We start from the raw sequence: 26,849 nt of genomic DNA, 5'->3' as shown, positions 1-26,849 counted from the left end.
TCAAATCAATTGGTATCTGAATTCACGGCCACTTAAATGTCTTAATTGGCATACACCAATCGAGATCTTCTTGCTTAATCTACGTCACTAAATTCGTTCAAGTTATTTCTTGCAATCTGCCTTAAGGAAAATAATTTTAGCTGTCCTAGGTAAATGATATAACTAATTTCTTAGAGATATAAGTCTCAAACAAAAAACTCTAGCATCCAGATAAAATGAAACTAGAGTCTTTCGGTTACGAATGTTATTAAAAAACAGCTTCGTGCTTATTCCTTAATATTTTCCTCTTTGGCAAGCTTAGCCACACGATTTTCGTTAAACATAATATAGATTAACAATAAGAGGGCAAGCGTTGCAGCTGAATAGAGGACAATGTTACTTGCTAGCCAACCATACTTGGATACTAAAACCCCAATTAAGGCGGTTGCTAAGGTTTCACCAAAAATGTATTGGAAGAAGCCCATGAATCCTGTTGATGATCCAACAGCAAACTTCGGAACAGCTTCATTAACCATTAAACCAACCAATGTTAGCGGTGCATAAATTAGAGTTCCCATAATGAAAAGAACAGTAACAATCAAGGCATGACTTGTACTAAAGAAGTAAGTAGTCAGGCAAATGAAAAGTAAGATAACACAAGCGATACAAACAATTGCCCGCCGATCTTTCAAGAAGTCAGAAATAGCACCCATGATAATAACACCAGGGACAGCTGCTAATTCAAAGATCCCAACTAACCACTTAGCAAACGATGGACTAAAGCCCTTAGATTGAACAAGGAAACTAGGAATCCAACTCATAACCCCGTAACGAACTAGGTAAAGAGACATTGAAGTTAACGTGATCGCCCAAACCACCTTGTTAGTTAAAATGTACTTTACAAAGATTTGTGGCAAGGTTAAGTTTGTCAATTCTGATGAAGAAGCCTTACCATTTTCAAGGACAACTTCATCACCAGTATATTGAGAAATGCTTGGCAAACCTACAGTTGTTGGCCGGTCAGCACCACAAATCAATACGAAGGCAGCAATAATCAGTGAAACAACTGATGCAGTGTAGAACACAGCTGGAATTGAACCAGAGAACATAAAAGTTGCTAATTGGACAACGGCAACACAGACAAAGGCACCAGCGTTGTGGGCAGAGGACCAAATGGAGTAAATAGCCCCACGGTGCTTCTTACCCCACCAAAGTTGAACGATCCGTTGACATGCGGCTGCCCCCATCCCTTGCGCAACTGACATTACAAGCATTAAGAACATCATTACGTAGAGGTTCTTGGTAGCCCCTAATCCGAAGTTCAAAATCGCTGAAATAATCAGCCCAGTTGCCAAGTAATGGTTTGGGTTACTCTTATCACTAAGTGCTCCCATGAATAACTTAGAAATACCGTAACCAATACCAAAACATGAAAGAACCATCCCGATATCAGCCGTAGTAAATCCATATTGCTTCATAATGTCGTTCTGTTCGGTTGTAAAAATAAGACGAATAACATAATAGCCAATGTAACCAATACAGATTGACAATAAGACACCAACTTGACGCCACTTATAAACGGTTGAAATTTTATCCTTCGGAACCTTAGTTTTAGCATCAGGAGCTGGTTTTAAGAATGAAAGCATAACTACATCTCCTTAATATGAAATCCCTTTCAAAAAAGGTACAGACCGATTTTATCATATTTCAAAACATAAATGAACATTTTTCCTAAAAATATCAATAACTATTTTTATTACAATAAAAACGACCCTACCCAAAGATGAGCAAGATCGCTTCTTAATGTATATAAAACTAATAGTTATTTAAAGCCGTCTGAAAAGACATCCCGTCCCTGAATAAAGTAGTCAACCCCAGAATAAATGGTAAAGAATAAGCAAATGTACAACATAATTTGGCCAAATGGAATTCCCCAAATTGCAAAAATCACGTTATTAAGAAGCAGGAAGATAATTGCAATAAACTGGGTAGTTGTTTTGATCTTCCCTGGCATTTTAGCAGCCAGGACAACGCCGTCTTGTTCTACTAATAAGAGCCGCAATCCAGTCACCGATAATTCTCGCCAGATAATAATTGATGTTACCCAAGCAGGAACAACCTGATTACCAGTTAAAACAATAAATGCCGTCATTACTAGTAATTTATCTGCTAGCGGGTCAGTAAACTTCCCAAAATTAGTTACCAAGTGGTGTTTGCGCGCAATTCGACCGTCTAAATTATCAGTCAATGTTGCTGCAATAAACAAGATTGCCGCAATAAATTGTGAAACAGGGATCGTTGCTCCCAAAAAGCTGACTGCTCCCCACGATTGTAACGGAAGAACCATTAATAATAAGAAAAAGGGGATAATGATTAACCGCACAACGGTTAGTTTATTAGGTAAATTCAAATTACTTCCTCCTCATACCCATTAGCGTGATTGCGTTTGATTTGTTTGTGACTGTTGTGTCTGTGTCCGGTTCTGACCTTGATTTGTAGTAGTCCGGGACGCATTAGTCGTTGTACTCTGGCTTGTTCTCGTCGGTTGAGGAGCAGTCTGCTGACCACTAGTAGCTCGACTAGAAGAAACACTGCTTGATACGGATGAACTTGATGAATTACCAAAGTGGATCGTCACTGTCCGAGTATTGTTGTAGCGACCATTATCCGTAAAGTTAATCTTCTTATTACCAAGTTTTAAGGTAGTAGCTGAAGCATTACCGACTGTAATAACAACCGTATTAGTAGTTCGCTTAATAGTCACATCAGCCGTTGAATTAGCGTCCATTGTCCGACTTAAAGCATTTGTGCCATCGGTAGTAACACTGTTCCATGTCCGACCACTTGTCTTGATTTGTAACTTGGCATCCTTCTTTAATGAAGCGGCATTGTAAGTAACACTATTATTATTCCGGCTAGCTTCCGTTAATTTAATGGCCGTACTCTTCTTCGTCTTAGTGGAACTCTTCTTTACAGAACTGCTACTCTTCTTTCGGCTTTCACCTGAAACCGAAACGGAACTATTATCAATCTTGGTTGAGGAATCCTGGTGACCGCGAACAATTGCAGTTACCCAAATTGCAGCTAGAACAATTACAATTACACACGCAATAATAATGGTTGGCATGTATTGACGAACCTTACTAACCCCTTGGCTAACAGTTTTTCGCCGATTTGCTCGAGTTTCAACTGCCTGACTAATATGATCGGAATATTCTTCTGTTTTTGCCTTAGGTAATTGTTCATTGAACTCTTTTAACAGCTCATTACCATCAAGGCCCACCGTATCTGCATACTGCTTAATAAAAGCCCGAACGTAAAAGTCCCCTGGCAATTCGTCAAACTTTTCGTCTTCAATTGCAATTAAGTATCGTTTCTGAATTTTCGTTAACTGTTGTAAATCATCTAACGTATAGCCCTTAGCTTGTCGAGCATCACGTAGCTTCTTTCCAATTTGGATTTGTTGTTCATTATCGTTTTCACTCATTGTGATATCTCCATCTCTGAATTTTAATCCTACCTGCTAATTATAGCATGGCATCCCGCTATCAATTATTAAGAAAGTCTTGAATTAACGATGCTGGGGAATGATTTGGAATACAGAAATTCCCTGTGAAACAATGAAGCGCTTGGCAACATCATAAAGGTCATTCAAATCAATTGATCGTAATTCCCTAATCTCATCCATCAGGTTAGCACCATCAAAGAAACTTCCTCCATAATGGTTTGCAACAGCCTCTGGTGAATCCAATAAGCCAGTTAAACGGCCAATCTCCGCATTCTTGATTTCATTAAAGCGTGTTCTCGCGGCATCAATTTGCTGATCCGCACTTTCTAAGATAGCAATCACTTCATCCGCAAATCGTTCCATTTGATCGGTGTCAGAACTGAAATATGCAAAGTAAAAGTCCCGTTGCATTTCTAAATTATAAGCAAATGAATCGTCAAGAACCTCATTGTTGTATAACCGTAAATAATTGTCCGAAGTATCATCAAAAAGAACATCAAGTAACAAATCAATTGCTAATTTATAATGTAATCGTTCTCGACCACTTTCAGGCATCTCAATTCCGCGCAACCCAACAATGACTTTTGGTCTAGCCACATCCATCGTTAGGGACCGAAACGGAATAACATCGTGAGCAGATGGATCATTAAGGTTAAATACCCGCTCTGGTGTTATTGCAGGTAAGAATTGCCGATGACTTTGATTATCAGTTACCCACTCAACAACCTCATCCGGATCCAACTTTCCTGCCAATACTAGGTTCATATTACTTGGTTGATAGAAGGTCCGATAAGTTTCCATTAAGTACTCGGGAGTAATCTTACTAATACTATCAACAGTTCCTGCAATATCAATGTGCATGGGATCATTAGGATAAAGGTTACCTAAGATTCCAAGATATAACCGCCAGGAAGCGTCATCCTCATACATTTTTATCTCTTGACCAATAATTCCCTGTTCTTTCTTTACCATTTGTTCTGTAAAGTACGGTTCCTGGACAAAATCGAGCAGGACATTCAGACTTTCCCGAACATGATCGGTAGTAGAAAAGAGGTAACTAGTTTGAGTAAAGCTCGTAAAGGCGTTTGAATCAGCGCCAAGTTTCCCAAATAAATCAAAGGCATCATGATCAGCCTTTTCAAACATTTTATGCTCTAAGAAATGCACGATCCCGTCCGGAACCTGAATTGCGTCTTTTTTGCCGTACGGAACAAAATGATTATCAATTGAGCCAAAATTAGTAGTAAAAATTGCATAAGTTTTATGATAACCACTCATTGGAATCATCTGCAAAGATAAGCCGGTTGGTAGCTGTTGCCGGTAAACCGGTTGGTTGAATTCGTCATAAACTTCTTTATTCATATAGTTTTATTTTTCACCACTCAATAAATAACTTGCCTGTAGTTTGATCATTGATGCAACTTTCATCACATCATTCTTTGTCACCCGGTTGATTTGATTTGCAAAGTCTGTTTGTTCTCCTAATGAAAGTAATTGGTTAACCAGGTGATGTTCTAAAATGTTATTTGCAAGATCGAAACCAGCATAATGCTGATTAATTAACGCGTCCTGAACTTCACGCATTAAGTCGCCAGTAAAGTTTCCGGTTTGGAGTTCGTTTACTTGTTCCTGGATCATTGTTAAAGCAGTTTGGTAATCAGTTGGCTGGATTCCGGTCTGCACGTTAACTAATCCAGAAAATGGTGCCAGGCGACTTGAAGCGTAATATGCTAATCCTGCCTTTTCACGAACATTAGTAAATAGTTTTGAATAAGGTGTCCCACCAAAGAGACCATTGAAAACGAGAGCAGCCGGATACAGCGGATCACGGTAATAAATCGGCAGGTGATAGCCAAGGTCTAGTTTAGCCTGACTAACATGTTGCTGTTCTTCTTGACTAACTACATCTTCATGAACTTGTTGAAAGTAGAATGGTTGGTCGGGAAGTTGTGGATTTCGGTCAGCAAATGGTAATTGATAAATTGCTGAATACACGTTTTCAGGATCAACATTTCCCAAAACAAAAATATCAATTTTATCCTGATTAATCATCTTTTCATATGTTTGAACAAGACTTGCTGGCGTACAGTAATCAAGATCCGTAACTTTACCAAAGCTTGGCGTCCTCATCACAGAATCAGGAGAATAATAAAGCTTTAATAATTGCTGATTAGCGTAAAATTGTTTGTCATCATATAGCGCCTTAATTGAACTAGCAAGGTTATTTACCTGCAGACGAAATGTTGGGCTATCAAATTCACCATCATCAATTAATGGGTGGAATAGTACCTGATTAATTAACTCAGTTACCTGTGCAAATAAATTATCCTGTGCCAACTGATTATTAATAAAACTTGATCGCAGCCGAACGGTATGCAACTGGCCTACCCGACCAACGCCAAGCGAAGCAAATGCTCCATACAATTTTGCCATCTGACGTGCAAGCGCTGTTTGTGTCGGATAAAGATGAGTACTTGTTTCTAATAGGTTAGCAAGGAGGTTCCTTGCTGTGGCATTCGTAGTTGTCTGTAGTGTCGCAAAGTCAATCAAGATATGGGTCATCTTAAACTGCTTTGTCGGAATAACATGCAAATTGACACCCTTAGCAAGACGATAATCCACTGATATATCTCCCTTCCCCAATGCAATTAAAATTATAGATCGAACTAAATCATACTGAATAATAATACTTTATCACGCTCTAAATTACAAACTTTGCCAATAATTTAATTTTAAAAAGATGGGAGCGTGACAGAAGTCATTTATGACTTCGTTTTCACGCCCCCGCGAGCTCAAATAGGGTTCCAGAGTTCGGTTATACCGGACACTGGAACCCATTTGCGTACCGCGCTGTTCGTATTTGAACTTGGTAAAGTACTTATGTCACAATCCCTTTTATGGTTTAAATATGTCACAGAAAATTTTTAATCCGTACCAAGGTAGTTACTATTAGTACCAAACCATTTCTGGTTAATTTTCCTTAGTTCACCATTCTTTTGTAGTTTACCCAGTCCAGCATTAATTTTTTGGCGAAGAGTCTTATCACCCTTCCGCATCCCCACAGCATAATACTCAACAGGAAGTTCTTTACTAGAATAGGTTCTGTAGGAAGAACTATTTTTTTGGTGTTTAATATAATAATCCGCATATACCTGGTCCATCAAAATTCCTTGAATCCGATTTGCATTTAGATCAATAAATGCGTCCGGAAAAGTATCATAGAGGACTGGCTTCTGGTTTTTGATTAAGTCCTTAAGAACCTTTGGCCGCTCGTCCAATGCGGTAAGTCCAGTTGAACCATTCTGAACCCCTAATGATTTCCCCTTCATATCAGCAAAGGTTAAAATATTAGACGCCTTTTTGGTAACAAGAATCTGTTCGTTCTTCAAGTATGGTCGACTGAAAGCAACCTTTTTCCGTCGACTAGGGTTAATTGAATAACCATTCCAGAGCAAATCAATTGTCCCATTTTTTAATTCCGTTTCCTTCATTGACCAGTCAATTGGTTGAAAATCAGCTTTAATTCCGTACTGCTTAAAAACGGCCCGTGCCAAGTCAACATCATACCCAACTAACTTTCCGTTTTTTTGCCGAAAACCCATTGGAACAAAACTATCATCCAGTCCAATAACAACCCGCTTTCTACGTTCAATTCGATTCCAGGTATCTTGAGTATCCGCACGTTGGGTGACACTCTCACAACCACTAAGAATAATGACAGGCGTAATTAAAGCTAGAAGTACCAGCCAATATTTAATTTTACGCATCGCAAACACCTCTCATTCTTAGTCTTGACTTTGATCAAGCGGATTAACCTTCAGTAAATCGTCAGCAATTTCTTCAGCAAAATCCAAATCGTGCGTAACTACTAACTGAGTTACGCCACCCTTCTTTAATGAAAGAATAATGTTAGCAACATCTTGACGAAGATTAGGGTCAAGGGCTGATGTCGGTTCATCATAGCAAAGAATTTTAGGTTTCATTGCTAAAGCCCGCGCAATTGCTACCCGTTGCTTTTGCCCACCAGACAATTGCCAGGGATAAAGATTTCCCTTTGTTGACAAACCTAATTCAGCTAATAACTCCTGAGCTTTTTTTACTGCCTCATCTTTTGGTTGTTTAAGCACCATCGTTGGCGCAAGGGTAATGTTTTCCATCACTGAGAGATTTGGGAAGAGGTTAAAATCTTGAAAGACAACCCCAATCACCCGATCTGAAGCACCTGTTCCTTGAGGATCAAATGGCTTACCATCCATCAGGAATTCACCACTATCAGGAGTATCTAGTCCAGTAATGCAACGCAACAATGTCGTTTTCCCCGCACCAGAAGGACCAACAATACAAAGAATTTCATCATCCTTAACGGTTAGGTTAACATTATCAAGAATTACCCGATCGCCAAAACTTTTCTTTAAATTTTTAACTTCTAACATTGACTACTCCTCCTTACTTAAAATATGAATACCGCTTTTCGACTTGGCGTAATACCAACGTGCAAATTCCAACAAGAATTAGGTAAATTAAACCAACTAGGAGCAATGGGACAAGGGTAACATCCCGTGAAGTTGCCACATTCCCCGCACGTAAGAGGTCACCAAGACCAATAACATAAACTAAGGAAGAATCTTTTACCAAGTTAATAACTTCATTTCCAATTGACGGGATAACAATTTTAACAACTTGGGGAATAATAATCTTTCGAACTGTTTGCCAGTAATTTAACCGTAACACCTTAGCAGCTTCATATTGACCAACACTAACTGATTGAAAACCACCACGGAATATTTCAGCAAAGTAAGCAGCGTAATTAAGAATAAATGCAACTAAAGCCGCATCGTATCGTTGAAAAACAATCCCAATAATTGGTAGTCCATAAAAGACAAAAATTAATTGCAGAAGTAACGGCGTCCCCCGCATCAGCCAAACATAAATTTCTAAAACCCATTTAAGTGGCTTAACCTTCGATGTTAGTCCCAAACTTACAATGATTCCTAAGGGGATTGAAACAATTAGTGTCCAAAAAAAGATCTGTAGCGTTAATCCAGCCCCCTGAATAAGTGAGGGCAAGATTTGTGAAACATAATTGAGTGACATTTTAAAACCTCCTTGAATTGCGAAAAACGTTAAACAAAAAATCCTCTTAAACTAGTGTTAGTTTAAGAGGACGAGCAAGTCGTGGTCCCACCTCATTTTATAATTACCTCACAGTAATTACCTCGTGAGTCTAATTATCCGGAAAGAGAAAAACGCCCTCATAGCCAAAATTGACTATGAGGGCGTTTTACGCGGTTCCACCTCATGTTGTTACTTTCTCACAAAAGCAACCTCAGTAAGTTCATTAATTAAACTCCGCGCTGTAACGGGCTTCCCCGGATCCACCTACTTACTTCAATGGATCAACTTGCAGATGTGATTCAAGAACACTAACTCATTCACATCCCACCATCGTGAACTCTCTAAAGAGCAAGTTAATTCTTTACTAGTCTGTTCTTCGTTTTTTGATATTGTCATGTATCCTACACTTGATAATTAACTTTGTCAATCCTTTTCTAAGATCTTTTTTTCGTTAAAGCCCAAGTATAAATTGCCTGGATTGGCCAATAAAGGATCACAAAATAAACCAAGTTAAGGGCTAGTGTTGGCGCAAGAGTGTACACAAGGTAATCACCAAGATTCATATGCGTAATCCCGACCAATGAATATGCCCAATATGTTAACGTTACAAAGGCAACAATATCAATAAAGAAAATCATAATAATCGTTAAAAATGACTGGCTAAAATATCTCGAAAGAACTTTAGTAAGTTCAACGATTAATGGGAAAAGGAAAATATCTAATCCCAGAATTCCCGTAAAATAGACATCAAATACGATCCCTGCAAGTGCAGCAAAGGGAATTAATGGAATTTCAATATCCTCTTCAAAGTAATACGAGAGAACCAACCACAGCAGCACTAATTCACTCATCATTGAATACGGATAGCTAAAAAATAGCTTTGCCCAGACATTGCTTAATGAACCATCTAAGAACAATGATATAAACAACCCTAACGGAAAAATGTACCTTAATCTCGATAATCTATACATTCAACCACCTCGATTAAGCCGGCTCGGCAACGGTCACAATATTAACGTCATTCATATCAGCAGCAGGCTTAATGTATACCTTTTGAGCTAGTCCATAGTCGTCTTTCCCTACACGGGTTACGCGACCGACATAAAGACCCTTTGGTGTTACTCCTCCCATACCACTCGTCATTACCTTAGTCCCTTTCTTCAACTTAGCCTTAGAACTAACCTGACCCATAATTAGCTCATCAGTTGAAGCATCATAACCGGTAATAATTCCGTTAACAGTTCGGCCATTAGTCCCGTCAATCGTTACGGCAAATCGATTGGCGGATTCACCAGTATTGCTTAATAGTTCAACTTTACTATTAGTCTTGTTAACCTCACTAATTCGACCAATCAAACCACTACCACTCATTACTGGCATATTTTTCTTGATCCCATTAGTTTGTCCCTTATTGATTACCAATTGCTTCTGCCATGAGGATGGTGTTCTCATCATTACAGAAGCCGTAATTGTATTGTAATCAGTCAAGGATTTATTAAGCTTTAACTCTTGTTTTAGTTCTTTATTTTCCTTTGCTAAGGTCTGATCACGGACCTTCGTTTGTGCTAATTCAGTTACCTGTTGCTTCAATTCCCGGTTTTCAGAATATGTATTCATCAATTGTCCCACAGAACTAAAGCCACTCTGAACAGCGTTTACCGGAATAGCAACGATTCCATCTACAAAACCAACGATATCATTACCAAATTGTTGGATCAATGGAGGCGTATTCCGACGATTACGCATTGAAACAGAACCGGCCATTAAACCGAAACACGCAATTAAAATCAGCACAAGAATAACAAGCCGTCGATTGGAAAAAAACTTGCGCATTTTATTCCTCCAGCATTTCTTTACTAGGTAATAAGAAAGGACTGGACAAAACAAATCGTTTTGCGACCAGCCCCATCCCGTTACTTATTACTTTTTCTTCATTACATCGATACTCTTTAATGATTCACCTGTTCCAGTTGCAACACAGTCAAGTGGATCATTTGCAATAAATACGGGAACCTTAGTAGCATCAGCAATTACGTCAGGCAGGTGCTTTAATAATGCACCACCACCGGTGAGGACGATTCCGTGATCAATAACATCAGCAGCAATTTCTGGAGATGTTTCTTCCAGAGTCCCCTTAATTGCATCAATAATTGAATCAACAACATCCTGCAATGCAACGGAAACATCCTTTGCAGAAACTTCCATTGTCTTTGGTAATCCGGTAACAAGATCCCGCCCCCGAACTTCTGTTGAACCCATTTCAGCAGCAGCATCGGTAGAAGCAGAACCAATATCCCATTTAATCTTTTCAGCAGTTCGTTCACCAATCAGCAGATTCATATTTTGACGAACATACTGTGCAATTGCATCATTCATTTCATCCCCAGCCATCCGAATTGAACGACTAGAAACAATGCCACCTAATGAAATAGTAGCAACGTCGGTAGTTCCCCCACCAATATCAACAACCATACTTCCTGTTGGATCCATAACTGGAAGACCCGCACCAATGGCAGCTGCAAATGGCTCTTCAATAACGTAAGCGTCACGTGCTCCCGCAACACGAGTAGCATCAATCACAGCTCGTTTTTCAACTTCAGTAATTCCACTTGGAACACATACCATTACGTATGGCTTACCGTTAGAATTACCAAGGGCCTTCTCAATGTAATACTTCATCATGGCAACAGTCGTGTCATAATCGGCAATAACCCCATCCTTCATTGGCCGAATGGCTGTAATACTACCTGGGGTTCGACCGATCATATCTCGAGCATCTTTACCTACAGAAATAACTTCATTGGTCTTAGTATTACGAGCAACAACTGATGGTTCACGTAATACAATTCCTTTGCCTTCAACATACACAATTGTGTTTGCTGTTCCAAGGTCGATGCCAATATTTTTGGTTCCGATTCCTAGCAATCTGCTTCTTCCCTTCATTTTAGTAAATTATTTTTAATCTAATATCGAGCATATTATACCATAGCAAAAAGCCATATACGAACCTTAATATACACAATAAATTGCCACAAAAGGCTTATTCTTTGATAAATTAACGTTTTCTTTAACTTTTTTCTTCCTCATTTTTGTGAAACGCCTGATTTTCACGCCAACTATAATAACTATTCTGACCAATAATGAGAAAATCAAGGAACGTTATTCCTAAGATCCGACTGCCACTTTCTAATCGCTTAATCATCGCAATATCAGCTGATGACGGTTCAACATTCCCAGAGGGATGATTATGAACAACTGCAATTCCATTTACAGATTGTAACAACGCTCGGCGGAAAACCCGGTCAGGGTAGACACTACATTCGCTTAAACCGCCAACAAACATTTTTTTAATATCAATAATATCATTATGGACATCCGTACCAACTAAATAGAGGCTTTCTTGCTTTTCCCCGCTTAACCGATCCATCATCTCAGTGCTTAATAGTTGACTAGAATAAGCGTGACCCAGCAATGGCGCCTGACTCCGGACCACCATTGTCCCAAGTTCAATTGCTGCAAGAAGAACTTCCATTCGTTCATCTTCTTCAATCAGTTTATCTTTTTCAGCATTTGTCATATTTTTGATTGAAATTGGCGTTGGATACTGACTAATAAACTGCCGAAATAGTACATTTGCTTCTTCACTACCATCAATTAGAATTCTGCTAACAAGCTGTAGGTATTGGGTTGATTCTGATGTAAACATAAATAAAAACTCCTTTTTTCCGTTCTATATATACATGACGGAATAAAAAGAGCTTTGCATTATTTTATTTTAAATTTTTTCTAACTTCAGAAACAAAATAGAGCGAGCCAGTAATAATCATTACATCATCGGCTGCCAATTCTTGAGATAACTTGACGAATCCAGTCTGCCAATTTTCTGCAACCTGGATTGGGTGTTTCGTCTTAAACTCACTAATTGTAGTAGTTAGATTAGCGCTCGGTCGCTGAGGTCCGGGCCCCGCAAAATTAGTAACCATTAAATGCACATTCCCCAGACTAGCCAATTCACCAAGCATTAGCTCATATTGTTTATCAGCTAAAATAGCAACGAGGACGTATACTTCACGATCGCTAAAATCATCGCGAATTGTTTTAACTAACGCCTGCATTCCGGGAAGATTATGCGCCCCATCCAATAATACTAGCGGCTCATTAATCACAGTTTCCATCCGGCCAGGCCACTGAGTCAGTGCTAACCCCTTTTTCAAGTCAGCGGCAACTACCGGGATTCCTAGTTTCTTTAGTACTATTTGTACTGTTGTAATTGCAATTGCAGAATTTTCGACTTGATAGTCACCAGCTAGCCCGAGATTACTCCGAAAATGATGCAATTGACCACCATCATATATAATCTCCGCTTTAATGGCATTGGGGTTAATTTTCCGCGCTGAAAAGTCTTTACCTAATTCATAAACTTTGGCATGCTTTTCGGCTGCTTCTTCCATAATTACTTGATGCGCTGATGAGGAAAGCCGACCGATCACTACGGGAACTTTCTCCTTAATAATTCCCGCCTTTTGGTGAGCAATTTTAGCTAAGGTGTCACCAAGATATTTCATGTGATCCCAACTTACGGTGGTAATCACACTTACTAGTGGTGTAATTACATTTGTCGAATCATATAGACCACCAATACCAACCTCAAGAAGAACTAAATCTGGTTGCTTTTCTGCAAAATAGCAAAACATAATTGCAGTATCAATTTCAAATTCAGTTGGTCCACCGGTTGGTAATTCCTGATCTAACTGCTGAACAACCGGTTCTACTTTGCGGGCGAACCTTGTCAAATCTTCATCGCTAATCGGCTTAGCATTCAGTGCTATTCGTTCGTTAAAGCGAGTAATAAATGGAGAAGTAAAACTCCCTACATTTAGCCCCGTCTCCATTAACATTGCTCTTAACATTGCAACGGTTGAGCCCTTGCCATTTGTTCCCGTAACGTGGACGTACTTCAACCCCTTTTGCGGGTTTCCTAACCTTTCGAGGAAAAGTTTCATCCGGTCTAACGTTGGAATTTTTTTGAATTTTGTCCGTCCATGAATAAAATTCAGCGCTTCAGCATATGATTCAATCATTTCCTATTCCTTCCACTCAATTAACTTAATACCACATCTTAACATAATTTAATCGATAAATGGACTCCATCCCCAGTCACTTTCCAGATAAACAATGCAGTATATAGAAAATAAAAGAGTTGTGACATAAGTTATATTACCTAGATGATATGCAAACGACACAGGATATAAAAAGGCTTCAACGCCAGGAAATTCCGAACGTTGAAACCTTTTTGTGTGGGGTTCGAAGATGAACTAGCGAGCTAGTTATCTCTCCCTATTCTAGTGATACAAATCAAACCGTCCCTTAGCAAGGAGTTCCTTCAATCCCCCCACTTCTAAGAGTGAACGGTTAGCAATCATTTTCTTCATGAACGAACCGATATATCCCTTAACTTCATGTCCCATAGCAACACCAAAAGCACGTGTATTACCGACTGAAGCAACGGTACCAAGTGACTTGTATGAGTACGGCTCGCTTAACCGTTCGCCTTTTCTTACCCGATCGGCAATATCATCAGCCACATAATCAGCCATTGAAAGTGCCAACTGAGCTGTAGTTGGGTATGGACGAGGTGAACCTGGAGCCATAACCGCTGCCACATCTCCAATAATGTAAAGGTCTTCGTGATCTGGATCGTTTAAGTGATCAGTAACAACAACCCGACCACGTCGTTCATTAAAACCAGACTCAGCCATTACTGGGCTACCACTAACACCGGTTGTCCAAATAATAGTACCAGCAGTCATTGATTCATCACCATTGCCACGACCATGTTGATAAATTACGGTACTTGGCTTAATCCGTGAAATCAGGCAACTTGTGTAAAGATGAACTCCAAGCTTCTTTACCAAGTTAACACCATAATTAGCAAGATCTTGGTTAAACATTGGTAAAAGACGTTCTGAGGCTTCAATCAACGAAATTTGAATATCTTCAGGCTTTACCCCGGCAATTTGGGCATAGCGTGGACGAGCATCAACTAGTGCGCCCGCTAATTCAATTCCAGTAAATCCGGCACCACAAACGATAATCTTCAAGTCATCAGGATTCTTGGTAATCTTGTAATCCTTCATCTTATCAACAATGTGCCTGTGAATTTCAAGCGCTTCCTTTACGTTTGTCATTTGAAGCGCATTTTCCTTCGCCCCTTCGATTCCAAACGTTTCAGAAGTAAACCCAAGACTAACAACACAATAGTCATAATCTAATGGTTGTTCACGATGTGCTAATTCAACTGTTTTATCATCAGGATTAATCTTAACAACCTCATCTTGAATAAAGGTCGTTACCTTAGAATTAATCAAGTCACTAACTTGATATGAAATCTTTGCAGGTGGCAAATTTCCCGCAGCTACTTCATGGAGGTCAGTTGCTTCGTAGTGATAAGTATTCCGGTCAACTAAGACAATTCGTCCTTCACCCTTCAACTTCTTTTGAAGGAGAACAACAGTTTTTAGGCCCGCGTATCCCGCACCTAATACAACAATCTTTTTCATAAATAATTCATCCCCTATTTAAGTAATAGTATAAAACATTCTTCGGCAATTATGCTTCTTTTTTACAGACCTTGATCTGCTTTTTTGAGTTTTTGGTAATGGGGGTTATTTTCCCATAACTCTTGTGGTGTCCCACTCATTGTTATTTTACCATTTTCAAGGAAGATCACGCGATCCATTGCATCAATTCCTTGTAAATGGTGCGTAATCCAAATAAGTGTCTTCCCAGCTAATTCATTCATAAAAGTATCAATAACCTGCTGTTCAGTTAGTGGGTCAAGACCAACCGTTGGCTCATCTAAAATAACAATTGGAACATCCTTTAACAGGATCCGAGCTAAGGACAGCCGGTGCCGTTCACCACCAGAAAAGATCAGTCCAGCCTCACCGATTTTTGTGTTGAGGCCATCCGGCAATTGACGAATTTTTTCTTCCAGACCGACTCGTTTCAGGACGCTCCAAACATCTTCTTCCGTTGCATCCTCATTTCCTAAACGAATATTATTCAAAACTGTCGTGTTAAATAAGTATGGCGACTGGTGAACAACGCCAATATAGTTAGCAATTTGATCACCAAATTTAGCCGTTGGCTCGCCATTAATCGTTATCTGTCCTTCGGTAGGTTGCAGATCACCACGAATTAGACTAGCTAACGTACTTTTCCCGGTTCCGCTACGGCCAAGAATCGCTAACTTCTCACCAGGCTTAATTTGTAAATTCAAGTGTTGCAGAATTTGCTTTGTATCTGGTGAATACCGAAAACCAACATTATCAATATCAATCTGGTACGGCGCTTTAATTTGCGGGATCGCTTGCTTAGCCTTACTAGGTTCTGGGAGGCTATTTAAACGGACTAACGAATCTGTATAAACGTTCGTTTGCTGAGCAGCAGCTGGCAATCCGGCCAAAGCTTCATCCAACGGAAAAACACAGAGAACAAATGCAGCAATCCAATTAGCACCCCAATGACCGCCAAAACGATAGGAGCCCCAGACTACTAATGAAATAATAACCAGGAGAATTAACATTTGGAGAACAAAGTCACGGAAATTATTGAACCGGTGCATTTGCTGTTGCGAATTCAACAGTTTCTTTTCATCGTTATCATGCCGCTGAAGATACTTACTGGAGTTCCCTGAAAGCACCCAATCAGTAATTCCCATCACGTTATCAGTTAAGTCAGAATAAAGCCTGTTAGTTGCTTCCTTTTCCTGTTCTTGACGTGCCCCATTAACCAAGATTGACCAAACTGGGATTCCAAAAATAATTAACCCAAATAAGATTAACATTAACAATCCCATCCATGGCGTTAAGGCACCCAGAGCAATTACAATAATGAGATACAGCCCACAAGCAACCAACATTGGAAAAATAGTCCTCAAATATAGGTTTTGAATATGGGCAACATCTTCAGAAAGCAACCCTAAGATATCACCAATCCGGTACTTGCTGTTGAAAAACACTGCATCCTTTTCCAATGAGTCATAAAGTCTCTTACGAAACATTGAAGTCATTTTAAAGACCCAATTATGACTCGTTAATCGTTCAGCATAGTGAAATACGGGACGAAAAATTCCGAATGCCCGTGTTAACACTATTGGAACATAAACAAGTAAAATGTTAAACGGCATTGTTGCACACTTGCTGATTAGGTAACCAGCAGTGAACATTAACCCACCAGCACAAACAAAGGTTAAAATTCCCAATGAAATAGCTAATACTAATGTCCAACGATATTTTTTGAGAAATGGGCGAACCCATCGATCGTGACGGAGGGCTTTTAATAATGGAATTTTATTCATTAATCTTCCCCCTTTGAACGGTCAAACACCAAATCTGTGAAATATCCTGGCTTAGCCATTAATTGATCATAGGTTCCCTGTTCGATAATCTTACCATGGCGCATCACAATAATGTAATCCATCTGGCGCATCCAATGCAACCGGTGAGTAGCAAACAAGACAAGGTGCTCCTTCATGATTGGGATCATCCGTTCCTTCAATTCTAGTTCAGTTTCAATATCTAAGTGAGCGGTTGGCTCATCTAAGATCAAGATTCGCCGCGATTGATCCAGGAAGGCCCGAGCAAGCGCTATTCGTTGTGCCTGACCACCGCTTAATTGCCGATGCCCCTTACCAATCATTGTGTCAAGACCATCAGGTAATTCGGCGACCAGTGATGTGAGGCCCATCATTTCAATAGCTTTATCAATTTGCTCCTGGCTAACATCCGGCGTATAGAAACAAATATTGTTCCGCAAAGTATCATCAAAAATATATGGATCCTGGGGAATATAAATAATCTGTTTTTGCCAATCTTCAATATTTAAGGTTTTAACAGTTTGTCCCTGAATTTTTATTGTTCCGGATGTGGGATGGAGGAAACCGCCTAAAAGATTAATTAAAGTGGTTTTCCCAGCCCCACTCATCCCCACAATCCCCACTTTCTGAAAGCCGTGAAGGTTGATGTTAACTGGTGCTAATTGACTCCCGTGTTCATATTGAAATTCCACATCGTTTAACTCCAATTTACTATCTGCTTGCCATTTTTTGAGATTAACATGCGGTTCAGGCGGAACTTCTTCTTGCAAAATTCTTTCAACTGCATGAAATGAATTCTTTCCGTTGAGAGTTGCATGATAATCATTGGCAAAATTACGGATCGGCATGAAGTATTCTGGAGCTAAAATTAGGATTCCCAATGCTGGAAACAGTAATAGGTGCCCCTCAATCAACCGTAGACCCAAGAAAACCGCCAAAACAGCAATTGATAGGGTGGTAAAGAAGTCAAGAGCGAAAGTCGATAACATTGCAACCCGGATAACACTCATCGTTGATTTTCGGAAACGTTCACTTGAGCGAAAGATACTCTTAGAATACCGTTTACTTAAGCCAAAATACTTTAGTGTGTCAATTCCCCGCAATGAATCAATAAAGTGGTTTGACAGAACTTGAAAGTTAGCATATTGACGATCGGCTTTAGCCTTGGCGGCATAACCAAGAATAATCATAAAAAGAATTATTAATGGGTAAACAAGCAACATTACCAGACCAGAAATCCAGTCCAACCAAAAGCAAACAATCAGAAGCATCACTGGAATAATCATCATGCTAACAAACTTACTAAACAAAAGATTAATGTAGTTTTCCACTTCAGAAATCCCGTCTAAAGTTAACGTAACAATATTCCCCGTACCTTGCTGTTGAACTAGTTGCGGGCCAAGCTTAAATAGCTTAGCTAGTAATTCTTGTCGTAAATGCTGTGCGGTTTTCCGGGCATAGTTATCAAGCAAAACAGTATCGAGCCAATTAATAATGTGCCGACCAATAAAACAACTAATAAATCCAACTAGCCAGCCCCATTCACTTGCCAGAGAATGACCAGCCCAAAGATTTGTTAATAGTGAAGCTAGCGAAATTGCTTGACCAATGATAAGAAAAGATTGCAGGACATAAAACCCTACAAGCTTTATCATGATCTGTTTGCTCCCCTTAAGCGTGAAGAGTAATCGATCAATCATAATGCTTACTTAGCCTCCGTAACAACTGGCATTGCAATCCGCTTACGGAAAATCCAGTATGCCCAGATCGTGTAAGCAAGAACAAATGGCAATAAGCAGCATGTAGCAATTGTCATTACTGTCAATGTGTACTGAGTTGATGATGCATTCTGAATCAATAAGTCATACCGTGGGCTAATTGAACTAATTAGTACCCGTGGGAATAAGCCGACAAACAGAAGAACAACCAATGCAACTAAAGTTAATCCACTAGCGATAAAGGCAGTTAATTCCTTCCCCTTGATCGCTGCTACTTGAGCAATAATGGTTAAAGCAACCATAACAACTAGCATTACAATTGTTACGACTGGGTGAACCTTCATGAAGTTGGTCATAAAGATCAACATCAATGCAAAGACAACCAAACCAACATAAAGTACCCAGTAGAGGAACTGGGCAACATTATTTGCCCGTTGACGAATATCTCCAGCAGTCTTTAATGCAATATAGTTAAGTCCGTGAAGATATGTTAAGAGGGTTAAAGCAACCCCACCAACAACGGAGAACCAATTAATGTAATCAAAGAAAGTTGCGTGGAAGTTCCCGTTAGCATCAATTGGCATTCCTTGAATCATACTGATAAACATAACTCCCAGGAAGAATGGTGCCATAAAGCTTCCGATACCGAGCGCCCAATCCCAGATCCGCTTTCGTGGCATTGGTGACTTTGCACGGAATTCAAAAGAAACCCCACGAATAATCAAGCCAACCAGAACTAACATCAAAATAATGTAGTAACCACTAAATAAACTTGCGTACCAGTATGGGAAAGAGGCAAACATTGCCCCACCGGCAGTAATTAGCCAAACTTCATTTCCATCCCATACAGGACCAATCGTCCGAACCATTTGATCACGTTCTGCTTCGTTACTAGTTAACGTAACGGTTGCCATTCCGACACCATAGTCAAAACCATCGAGGAAGAAGAAGCCAGCAAAGAGAACACCAATCAAAACAAACCATAATAATTGGAGAAAACTCATTTAGAACGCCTCCTTATCGAATGGATCAAGAACCTTCTTGAACTTTGGCTCAATCGTTTGAGTTGGATCCTTCTTCAACTCATGAACAATTAACCCGATCAAGGTAATTGCTAACGCTGTAAACAATACAAAGTAAACAATATTAGAAGTTAATAGTGAGGCAACAGAAACGTTTGGCGAAACACTTTGTTGAATAGTAAAGAGTCCGTAAACGGTCCATGGAACACGACCAAATTCTGTAACGAACCAACCAGCAGTGTTACCAATAAATGGCAAGAAGGTGGTTAGTGCCAAAATCCAAAGTGTCCACTTATGCTTGTATAGGTATCCCGACTTCTTACGGCTCATAATCAAGCCAACGAATGAAACTAGAATAATCCAAGCAGAAATTGCACACATAATCCGGAAACTATAGAATAGTGTATTTACTGGTGGATAATAATCAATATTCTTACCATACTTCTTCTTGTATTGTGCATTCAGTTCATTCATCCCGGTAACGGCCCCGGTTGTCTTGTGATAAGACAAGATACTTAACATATCTGGAATATCAATGTTATTTTGAACCTTATGTTCTTTCGTGTTAGCGATTCCGACAATAGTCCATGGAGCATGCTCACCAGTTGTGGTGTAAACATCTTCAGTAGCAGCAAACTTCATTGGCTGTTCCTTAACAAGGTATTGCATTTGCATATCACCAAGTACAAGACCAAAGATTGCAAAAATCAATGACATCCACAAACTAAGACGCATTGTCTTCTTGTAAATTGTTCGTGCTTTATTGGAAATCTCACGCTTCTTCAATAACTGGAATGCGGTTAATCCAGCGAAGATTACCCCGCCCATCATAATTGCGTTCAAGATAACGTGACCAAATTCAAACCATAATTGAGGATTCTTCAATAGGGCACCGAAATCAACCATTACTGCACGACCACCACGAATGGCGTAACCAACCGGGTGTTGCATAAATGAGTTGGCGGTCAAAATCCAAAGAGCGGAAGTAAGTGAACCAAAACTGGTCATCCAAATAAAGAAAGCATGGAGCCCTGGCTTTACCTTATCCCAGGTAAATACCCAGAGACCAATAAATGTAGATTCAATAAAGAATGATAGCAAAGCTTCCAAGGCTAGTGGAGCACCAAAAATGTCCCCCATGAACCGTGAATAATCAGACCAGTTCATCCCAAACTGAAATTCTTGAATAATACCTGTAACAACACCGACAGCAAAGCTTAGCAGGAAGATATTTCCCCAAAACTTTGTCATCTTTTTATATGATTCATTCTTAGTATGAACATACATTGATTCCATAATTGCAACAATGAAGGCTGTTCCGATAGTAAATGGAACAAAGAAAAAGTGGTAAACAGTCGTCATTGCAAATTGGAATCGAGCAAGACTAAGAATACTCATAATAAAGGCCTCCCTCCGAAAAAGAAATAAACGTGAAAGCGTTACCGTGTTTCATTCACCTTTAATAATAATACTGTTGATAAATAATTACAATTTTTATTCCGAATTATTTTAATCTTTTTTCAAATCTAATCGCTTGACTTAGCTGTACTTTTCATCTTATCAAATGATATGTAATTCATAAAAATAAAGAATTAAAATTTGAACTAGGCTGTCGGTTCACCTGCCTATTCTGTAGGGACGGCTTAATTAGTCAATCGTTAATTTTAGGCATAACAAAACCCCATAATTAGAATTTCTCATCCAACTATGGGGCTTCATATCACAAATAATAATTAAGCATCTTGAAGTGAAGCTAAACGATCCTTAGCAACATCAAGTTTTTGTTGCCATTCTTTGGCCTTAGTTCGTTCTTCTTCCACAACTTTTTCTGGCGCATTCTTAACAAAGTTCTCATTTCCTAGCTTCTTTGCTGAACGCTGAACTTCCTTCTCAAGGTTTGCGATTTCCTTCTTCATCCGTGCCCGCTCTTCATCTAAGTCAACTAATTCCGCCATTGGAATGTCAACTTCTGCTCCGGTCAAAATCCCGGATAAAGCAAGCTTAGGTGTTTCAACATCGGTTCCAATAATTAACTTTTCTGGATGACAGAAGCGGTCAATGTAATCCTTGTTTGCTTCAAATGTCTCAGCAAGGTGATCATTTTCAACCTTAATGATCAAATCAACCGGCTTCGACATTGGGGCATTTGCTTGGTTCCGAATGTTCCGAACCGCGGTAATTAATTCAATTAAATGGCCCATTTGTTCAGTCGCAGTATCATCGTCGAATTCATCATGAGCAACTGGATATTTAGCAACCATAATCGACTTGCCATCATGCGGCATTGATTGCCAAAGCTTTTCTGTAACAAATGGCATGATCGGGTGCATTAATTTCAAGATTTGGTCTAAAACGTAACCAAGGATATTCTTCGTATTGGTCTGCTCTTCAGCTGTCCCATTATTAAGCTTTTCCTTAGTCATTTCAATGTACCAGTCACAGAAGTCATTCCAAATGAAATTGTAAAGTGCTCGACCTGCTTCACCAAACTCAAACTTCTCGAACTGAGCATTAACTTGCTTAACAGTCGCGTTTAACCGACTTAAAATCCAGCGATCTGCCAAATCCCACTTATCCTTTTCCGGAAGAACAGGCGCTGGCATCTCGCCAAGGTTCATAATAACGTAACGACTAGCATTCCAAATCTTGTTAATAAAGTTCCAAGCAGCATCCATCTTGGTATAGCTAAAGCGAATATCCTGTCCAGGGGTTGAACCGGTAATCAGGAACCACCGTAAGGCATCGACACCATATTTCTTAATTACGTCCATTGGATCGATCCCGTTACCAAGAGACTTACTCATCTTTCGGCCTTGTTCATCACGAATCAATCCGTGAAGCAAAACATTTCTGAATGGGGCCTTGCCAGTAAATTCAAGTGATTGGAAAATCATCCGGGAAACCCAGAAGAAGATAATATCGTAACCAGTTACCAAAGTGTTAGTTGGGAAGTAACGCTTGAAGTCCGCGGAATCGGTGTCTGGCCAACCCATTGTTGAGAATGGCCAAAGAGCACTTGAGAACCAGGTGTCAAGAACATCCTTATCTTGTTCCCAATTCTCAGCATCTTTAGGTGCTTCCATTCCAACATAAACTTCACCAGTCTTCTTGTTATACCAAGCTGGGATCCGGTGTCCCCACCATAATTGACGAGAAATGACCCAATCATGAATGTTTTCCATCCATTGTGTAAAAGTATGTTCGAAGCGTTCAGGAATAAAGTTAACGCGATCGTCAGTTTCCTGATTCTTTAAGGCAGCTTCTGCTAATGGCTTCATCTTAACGAACCATTGAGTTGAAAGCCGTGCTTCAACCTGAACTCCAGTCCTTTCTGAGTGACCAACTGAGTGAACAATTGGATCAACTTTAAGCATATAGCCTTGATCTTCCAGATCCTTAACCATTGCTTTTCGAGCTTCAAACCGGTCCATTCCTTCGTATTTCCCGGCATTTTCGTTCATTGAAGCATCTTCATTCATGGTATTTAGCTCAGGAAGATTGTGGCGCTTACCAACCTTAAAGTCGTTTGGATCGTGAGCTGGGGTAATCTTTACCATCCCGGTACCAAAGTCAGGAGTTACATAGTCATCCGCAATAATTTCAATTTCCCGGTCAACTAATGGGACGCGAACATGCTTACCAACTAAGTCCTTGTACCGTTCATCATGCGGGTTAACGGCAACTGCTTCGTCACCAAACATTGTTTCTGGACGAGTAGTAGCAATTTCAATGTAGTCCTTACCGTTAAACTTGGTTCCATCAGTAAATGGGTATTTAACGTGGTAGAATGCCCCTTTATCGTCTTTGTGGATAACTTCAATATCTGACAATGCGGTCCGTGCTTGCGGATCCCAGTTAATAATGTAAGTTCCCCGGTAAATTAATCCCTTATTGTAAAGATCAACAAAGACCTTCCGAACAGCCTCGTTCAGCCCTTTATCAAGGGTGAATCGTTCCCGATCATAATCAACGGAAATTCCCATTTTGGCCCACTGCTTATGAATAATGTCAGCATATTCATCTTTCCAGTCCCAAACTTGTTGAACAAATTTTTCTCGTCCTAAATCGTAACGTGAAATTCCTTGTTTGCGTAGCCGTGCTTCAACCTTTGCCTGAGTAGCGATTCCGGCATGATCCATCCCCGGAAGCCAAAGGACATCGTATCCCTGCATCCGCTTTTGACGAATAATCATATCCTGCAACGTTGTATCCCATGCGTGACCCAAATGAAGCTTTCCGGTAACATTCGGCGGCGGAATAACAATTGAATATGGATGTGCCTTTTTATCTCCACTAGGCTTGAATAAGCCTTGATCAATCCACCATTGATAACGACCAGCTTCGACAGCTGTTGGGTCATACTTAGTGGACATATCTTTTTCAGTACTCATCATGAGTCCTCCTCTAAGTAGTTAATTAACAAGTATTTTTACGTTGAAAAAATAAAAAAACTCGCCCTAAAATATAGGACGAGTTCCGCGGTACCACCTATTTTAGACTATCTAATTATAGTCTCACTCATTCATTTTATAACGGTAAAATGAACCGTTCTAACCTACTATTATTTCAGTTAGAGTGCTACCAAACTACTTTCAATAACTATTTTCTAGGAATATCCCATCAACTATTCCCTTTCTGCAAAGAAAATAGCTACCTACTCTTTTGATCAACGCATTTACTATTTGTTTGTAATAATAGCCAATTTAAAAACGATCGTCAAGCAGAAGTTTAAAGAAGTTCTGCAAAAACGTCCTCATTCTGGTTTAAGAAATCTTCACCAGAATGAATTTCAGTAATTTCAATCCCGTCTAACGCCCGTTTGATTAAGCCGTCAATATCCAAACGTTCTTCGTATTTCCGGGTTTTTTCAAGATCAGGTTTAGTCTTTGGCGAAGGCGGTGTAAAGACAGTACAGCAGTCTTCGTATGGCAAAATTGAAAGATCGTAAGTATCAATTTTCTTCGCCACATCGATAATTTCGGTCTTGTCATAAGAAAGAACCGGTCGCAATACTGGAAGGCTAGTAACATCATTAATTACTAACATACTTTCCATCGTTTGCGATGCCACCTGTCCTAAAGATTCACCATTAAAAATTGCCAAGCCATGACGTTTCATCGTTAGTGCAGCGGCTAATCGTAACATCATCCGTCGCTGTACGGTCATTAAGTAGCCTTCAGGAACCTTCTCCTTGACAGTTTCCTGAATTTCAGCGAATGGTACCTGGATGAACTTAATGCTCCCACTGTACTTAGCAAGTTTTTCCGTCAATTGCTTTGCCTTTGCAAGGGCTTGAGGACTAGTATATGGCGGACTGAAGAAGTGAACCATTTCCATGGAAACGCCCCGCTTCATTCCTAGGTAGGCAGCAACAGGTGAATCAATTCCACCCGAAAGCATCATCATTCCTTTACCAGCGGTTCCAACGGGGAGACCACCAGCACCCTTAATGGTTTCACTTGAAAGGAAGATCCCGTTCAAGCGAATTTCCACCCGGAGCGTTAAATCAGGATGGTGAACGTCAACCTTCAAAAGATCTGGAAACTTTTTCAGGAGATAGCCGCCTAGTTGATCATTCATTTCAAACGTATCAATTGGAAACTTATGATCAGAACGACGGGTATTAATTTTAAATGTAATTGGGGACTTAACCTGTTCACGGATCATTTGCTCGGCAGCCTTAGCAGTTGCTTCAAAACTTTTCTCAACCCTAATTGATGGTGAGAAATTTTGAATTCCAAAAACATCCTGTAATCGTTCCATTACTTGATTGTAATTAGCCCCGTTTAATTCGACGTGAAGGCGATCTCGCTGAGCATGAACTTTAACCTGTTCAAAGCGATGAAGTGCTTTTCGCACATTAGTACCAAGGCGGTCAATGAAGTTTTTCTTGTTATGGCCCTTGGTTGATAGTTCGCCATACCGAACCATAATCTCAGTATAATCCACTAGTATCGCTCCCTCCTATTCAATAATTTTCTTAAATCCTGCATAGAGCTTATCAAAGGTTTTATTAAACTGATCTGCTTCTTCCAGCGTATTCTGATCGCCTAAACTAATCCGAACCGCACTCGTTGCTTCGTCTTCTGGAACTTTCATTGCAGCCAGTGTTCCTGCTTCAGCATGTTTCTTTGATGAGCAAGCACTGGTCGTTGAAATATAAATTCCTTGATCTTCAAACGCATGAACGATTGTTTCACCACGAACACCGACAATTGCAAAGCAAAGGATGTGGGGGGCAAATCCCTGATCACGTCCAGAAAAGATCTTAACGTGGTCAAACTGCTTAATGTGGTCATAAATTCGGTCTTTAATGGCTTGTTCACGCTTGATAGCATCAGCCTCGCCCTCTTTAACTAACCGAATTGCTCGGGCCATTGCAACGTCACCAGGAGTATTTTCAGTTCCGCTCCGTAATCCGCGTTCCTGACCACCACCAGCTACTAGCGGCGCTAACTTTCGCCCAGCCTTAACATAAACAAAGCCGGTTCCCCGAGGGGCGTGAAACTTGTGTCCAGAGAATGTAGCAAAGTCAACCCGATCACTAAAAACGGCGTCATCAATTCCCTTGCCAATTGCTTGAACAGCATCAACGTGAAAATGGATATTCGGATAATCCTTTAATATTTCACCAACTTCTTTAATTGGTTGGATTGTTCCAATCTCGTTGTTCACTGCCATAATTGAAACCAAGATCGTGTCTGGACGAATAGCTGCTTTTAAATCTGCCGGATTAATTCGTCCTTCCTTATCAACGGGAAGATAAGTCACATCAAAGCCTAACTCCTTTAACTGTTCCGTTGGGTTACGAACAGCGGCATGTTCAACCGAGGTCGTAATGATGTGCTTACCAAAGCGTTGTTTTGCCATCGCAGTTCCTTTAACTACCCAGTTGTCCCCTTCAGAGCCGCCACTGGTAAAGATGATTTCACCTGGGTTAACGTGAAATAAGTTAGCAATTTGTTGTCGTGCTTGTTCCAGCAGGTTCCACGCTTCTTCACCAAAATTGTGGAGACTGCTCGGGTTACCCCAAATTTTTTGGCTAACCGTATTATAGGTTTGGAGAACTTCAGGTGCTACCTGAGTTGTCGCACTATTATCAAAATAGATCATGCTTATTTTCCTTT

General features: G+C 40.0%; 21 protein-coding genes and 2 other annotated features. All 21 genes read right to left on the bottom strand.

From position 1 onward, the window contains the following. Positions 1-266: 266 nt before the first annotated feature. The 21 genes from HUK49_RS00755 to HUK49_RS00655 all read right to left on the bottom strand — a co-directional run bounded on the left by HUK49_RS00755 (position 267) and on the right by HUK49_RS00655 (position 26,835). Positions 267-1,625 (bottom strand): MFS transporter, encoded by a 1,359-nt coding sequence (locus HUK49_RS00755; RefSeq protein WP_191911723.1) that lies wholly within the window; start codon positions 1,623-1,625, stop codon positions 267-269. Positions 1,626-1,801: 176 nt separating this feature from the next. Next, positions 1,802-2,389: a CDP-diacylglycerol--glycerol-3-phosphate 3-phosphatidyltransferase gene (gene pgsA, locus HUK49_RS00750; RefSeq protein WP_191912285.1), complete on the bottom strand. Its 588-nt coding sequence runs from the start codon at positions 2,387-2,389 to the stop codon at positions 1,802-1,804. A 21-nt stretch (positions 2,390-2,410) separates the two neighbouring features. Continuing rightward, complete coding sequence (locus tag HUK49_RS00745; RefSeq protein ID WP_191912284.1) at positions 2,411-3,466, bottom strand: helix-turn-helix domain-containing protein; 1,056 nt, start codon at positions 3,464-3,466, stop codon at positions 2,411-2,413. Between the two features lie 84 nt (positions 3,467-3,550). Continuing rightward, the gene (gene yfmH, locus HUK49_RS00740; RefSeq protein ID WP_191912283.1) at positions 3,551-4,849 is read right to left on the bottom strand and encodes an EF-P 5-aminopentanol modification-associated protein YfmH; all 1,299 of its coding nucleotides are present in this window, start codon (positions 4,847-4,849) and stop codon (positions 3,551-3,553) included. Between the two features lie 6 nt (positions 4,850-4,855). Beyond that, complete coding sequence (gene yfmF, locus HUK49_RS00735) at positions 4,856-6,109, bottom strand: EF-P 5-aminopentanol modification-associated protein YfmF (protein ID WP_191912282.1); 1,254 nt, start codon at positions 6,107-6,109, stop codon at positions 4,856-4,858. 302 nt (positions 6,110-6,411) lie between these two features. Next, a complete protein-coding gene (locus HUK49_RS00730) occupies positions 6,412-7,254 on the bottom strand; it encodes an amino acid ABC transporter substrate-binding protein (RefSeq protein WP_191912281.1) in 843 nt (280 codons plus the stop codon). Between the two features lie 18 nt (positions 7,255-7,272). After that, positions 7,273-7,920 (bottom strand): amino acid ABC transporter ATP-binding protein, encoded by a 648-nt coding sequence (locus HUK49_RS00725; protein WP_191912280.1) that lies wholly within the window; start codon positions 7,918-7,920, stop codon positions 7,273-7,275. A 13-nt stretch (positions 7,921-7,933) separates the two neighbouring features. Next, complete coding sequence (locus HUK49_RS00720) at positions 7,934-8,581, bottom strand: amino acid ABC transporter permease (RefSeq protein WP_102168153.1); 648 nt, start codon at positions 8,579-8,581, stop codon at positions 7,934-7,936. 175 nt (positions 8,582-8,756) lie between these two features. Then, positions 8,757-8,988: a binding site (T-box leader), on the bottom strand. Positions 8,989-9,036: 48 nt separating this feature from the next. After that, positions 9,037-9,573, bottom strand: a complete 537-nt coding sequence (gene mreD, locus HUK49_RS00715) for a rod shape-determining protein MreD (protein ID WP_102168152.1) — start codon at positions 9,571-9,573, stop codon at positions 9,037-9,039. Positions 9,574-9,586: 13 nt separating this feature from the next. Then, on the bottom strand, positions 9,587-10,435 hold the full coding sequence (gene mreC, locus HUK49_RS00710) for a rod shape-determining protein MreC (protein WP_102168151.1): 849 nt from the start codon (positions 10,433-10,435) through the stop codon (positions 9,587-9,589). Positions 10,436-10,522: 87 nt separating this feature from the next. Then, positions 10,523-11,527 carry a rod shape-determining protein gene (locus tag HUK49_RS00705; RefSeq protein ID WP_148444673.1) on the bottom strand — a complete coding sequence of 335 codons (1,005 nt, stop codon included), beginning with the start codon at positions 11,525-11,527 and terminating at the stop codon, positions 10,523-10,525. Between the two features lie 142 nt (positions 11,528-11,669). Then, on the bottom strand, positions 11,670-12,308 hold the full coding sequence (locus tag HUK49_RS00700) for a JAB domain-containing protein (protein WP_191912279.1): 639 nt from the start codon (positions 12,306-12,308) through the stop codon (positions 11,670-11,672). A 64-nt stretch (positions 12,309-12,372) separates the two neighbouring features. Beyond that, positions 12,373-13,683, bottom strand: coding sequence for a bifunctional folylpolyglutamate synthase/dihydrofolate synthase (locus HUK49_RS00695; RefSeq protein WP_191912278.1), 1,311 nt, complete (start codon positions 13,681-13,683; stop codon positions 12,373-12,375). Positions 13,684-13,944: 261 nt separating this feature from the next. Next, entirely contained in the window at positions 13,945-15,162 is a 1,218-nt protein-coding gene (locus HUK49_RS00690) for an NAD(P)/FAD-dependent oxidoreductase (protein WP_191912277.1), read from the bottom strand. 62 nt (positions 15,163-15,224) lie between these two features. Further along, positions 15,225-16,964, bottom strand: a complete 1,740-nt coding sequence (gene cydC, locus HUK49_RS00685) for a thiol reductant ABC exporter subunit CydC (RefSeq protein WP_191912276.1) — start codon at positions 16,962-16,964, stop codon at positions 15,225-15,227. Then, on the bottom strand, positions 16,964-18,682 hold the full coding sequence (gene cydD, locus HUK49_RS00680) for a thiol reductant ABC exporter subunit CydD (protein ID WP_191912275.1): 1,719 nt from the start codon (positions 18,680-18,682) through the stop codon (positions 16,964-16,966). The genes cydC and cydD overlap by 1 nt, the downstream gene beginning before the upstream one ends. Positions 18,683-18,687: 5 nt before the next feature. Further along, the gene (gene cydB, locus HUK49_RS00675) at positions 18,688-19,704 is read right to left on the bottom strand and encodes a cytochrome d ubiquinol oxidase subunit II (protein ID WP_191912274.1); all 1,017 of its coding nucleotides are present in this window, start codon (positions 19,702-19,704) and stop codon (positions 18,688-18,690) included. Then, the gene (locus HUK49_RS00670; RefSeq protein ID WP_191912273.1) at positions 19,705-21,120 is read right to left on the bottom strand and encodes a cytochrome ubiquinol oxidase subunit I; all 1,416 of its coding nucleotides are present in this window, start codon (positions 21,118-21,120) and stop codon (positions 19,705-19,707) included. A 335-nt stretch (positions 21,121-21,455) separates the two neighbouring features. Beyond that, a complete protein-coding gene (locus tag HUK49_RS00665; protein ID WP_326515693.1) occupies positions 21,456-24,113 on the bottom strand; it encodes a valine--tRNA ligase in 2,658 nt (885 codons plus the stop codon). A 71-nt stretch (positions 24,114-24,184) separates the two neighbouring features. Continuing rightward, positions 24,185-24,401, bottom strand: a binding site (T-box leader). Between the two features lie 49 nt (positions 24,402-24,450). Further along, entirely contained in the window at positions 24,451-25,671 is a 1,221-nt protein-coding gene (gene thiI, locus HUK49_RS00660; protein WP_102168141.1) for a tRNA uracil 4-sulfurtransferase ThiI, read from the bottom strand. A 15-nt stretch (positions 25,672-25,686) separates the two neighbouring features. Continuing rightward, positions 25,687-26,835, bottom strand: a complete 1,149-nt coding sequence (locus tag HUK49_RS00655; RefSeq protein ID WP_191912271.1) for a cysteine desulfurase family protein — start codon at positions 26,833-26,835, stop codon at positions 25,687-25,689. Positions 26,836-26,849 lie beyond the last annotated feature (14 nt).

The organism is Limosilactobacillus portuensis (genome assembly GCF_014838735.1).
GTDB classification, from domain to species: Bacteria; Bacillota; Bacilli; order Lactobacillales; family Lactobacillaceae; genus Limosilactobacillus; species Limosilactobacillus portuensis.
Note: the sequence above shows the minus strand (reverse complement) of the source record. Positions and strands in the feature narration are given on the sequence as shown.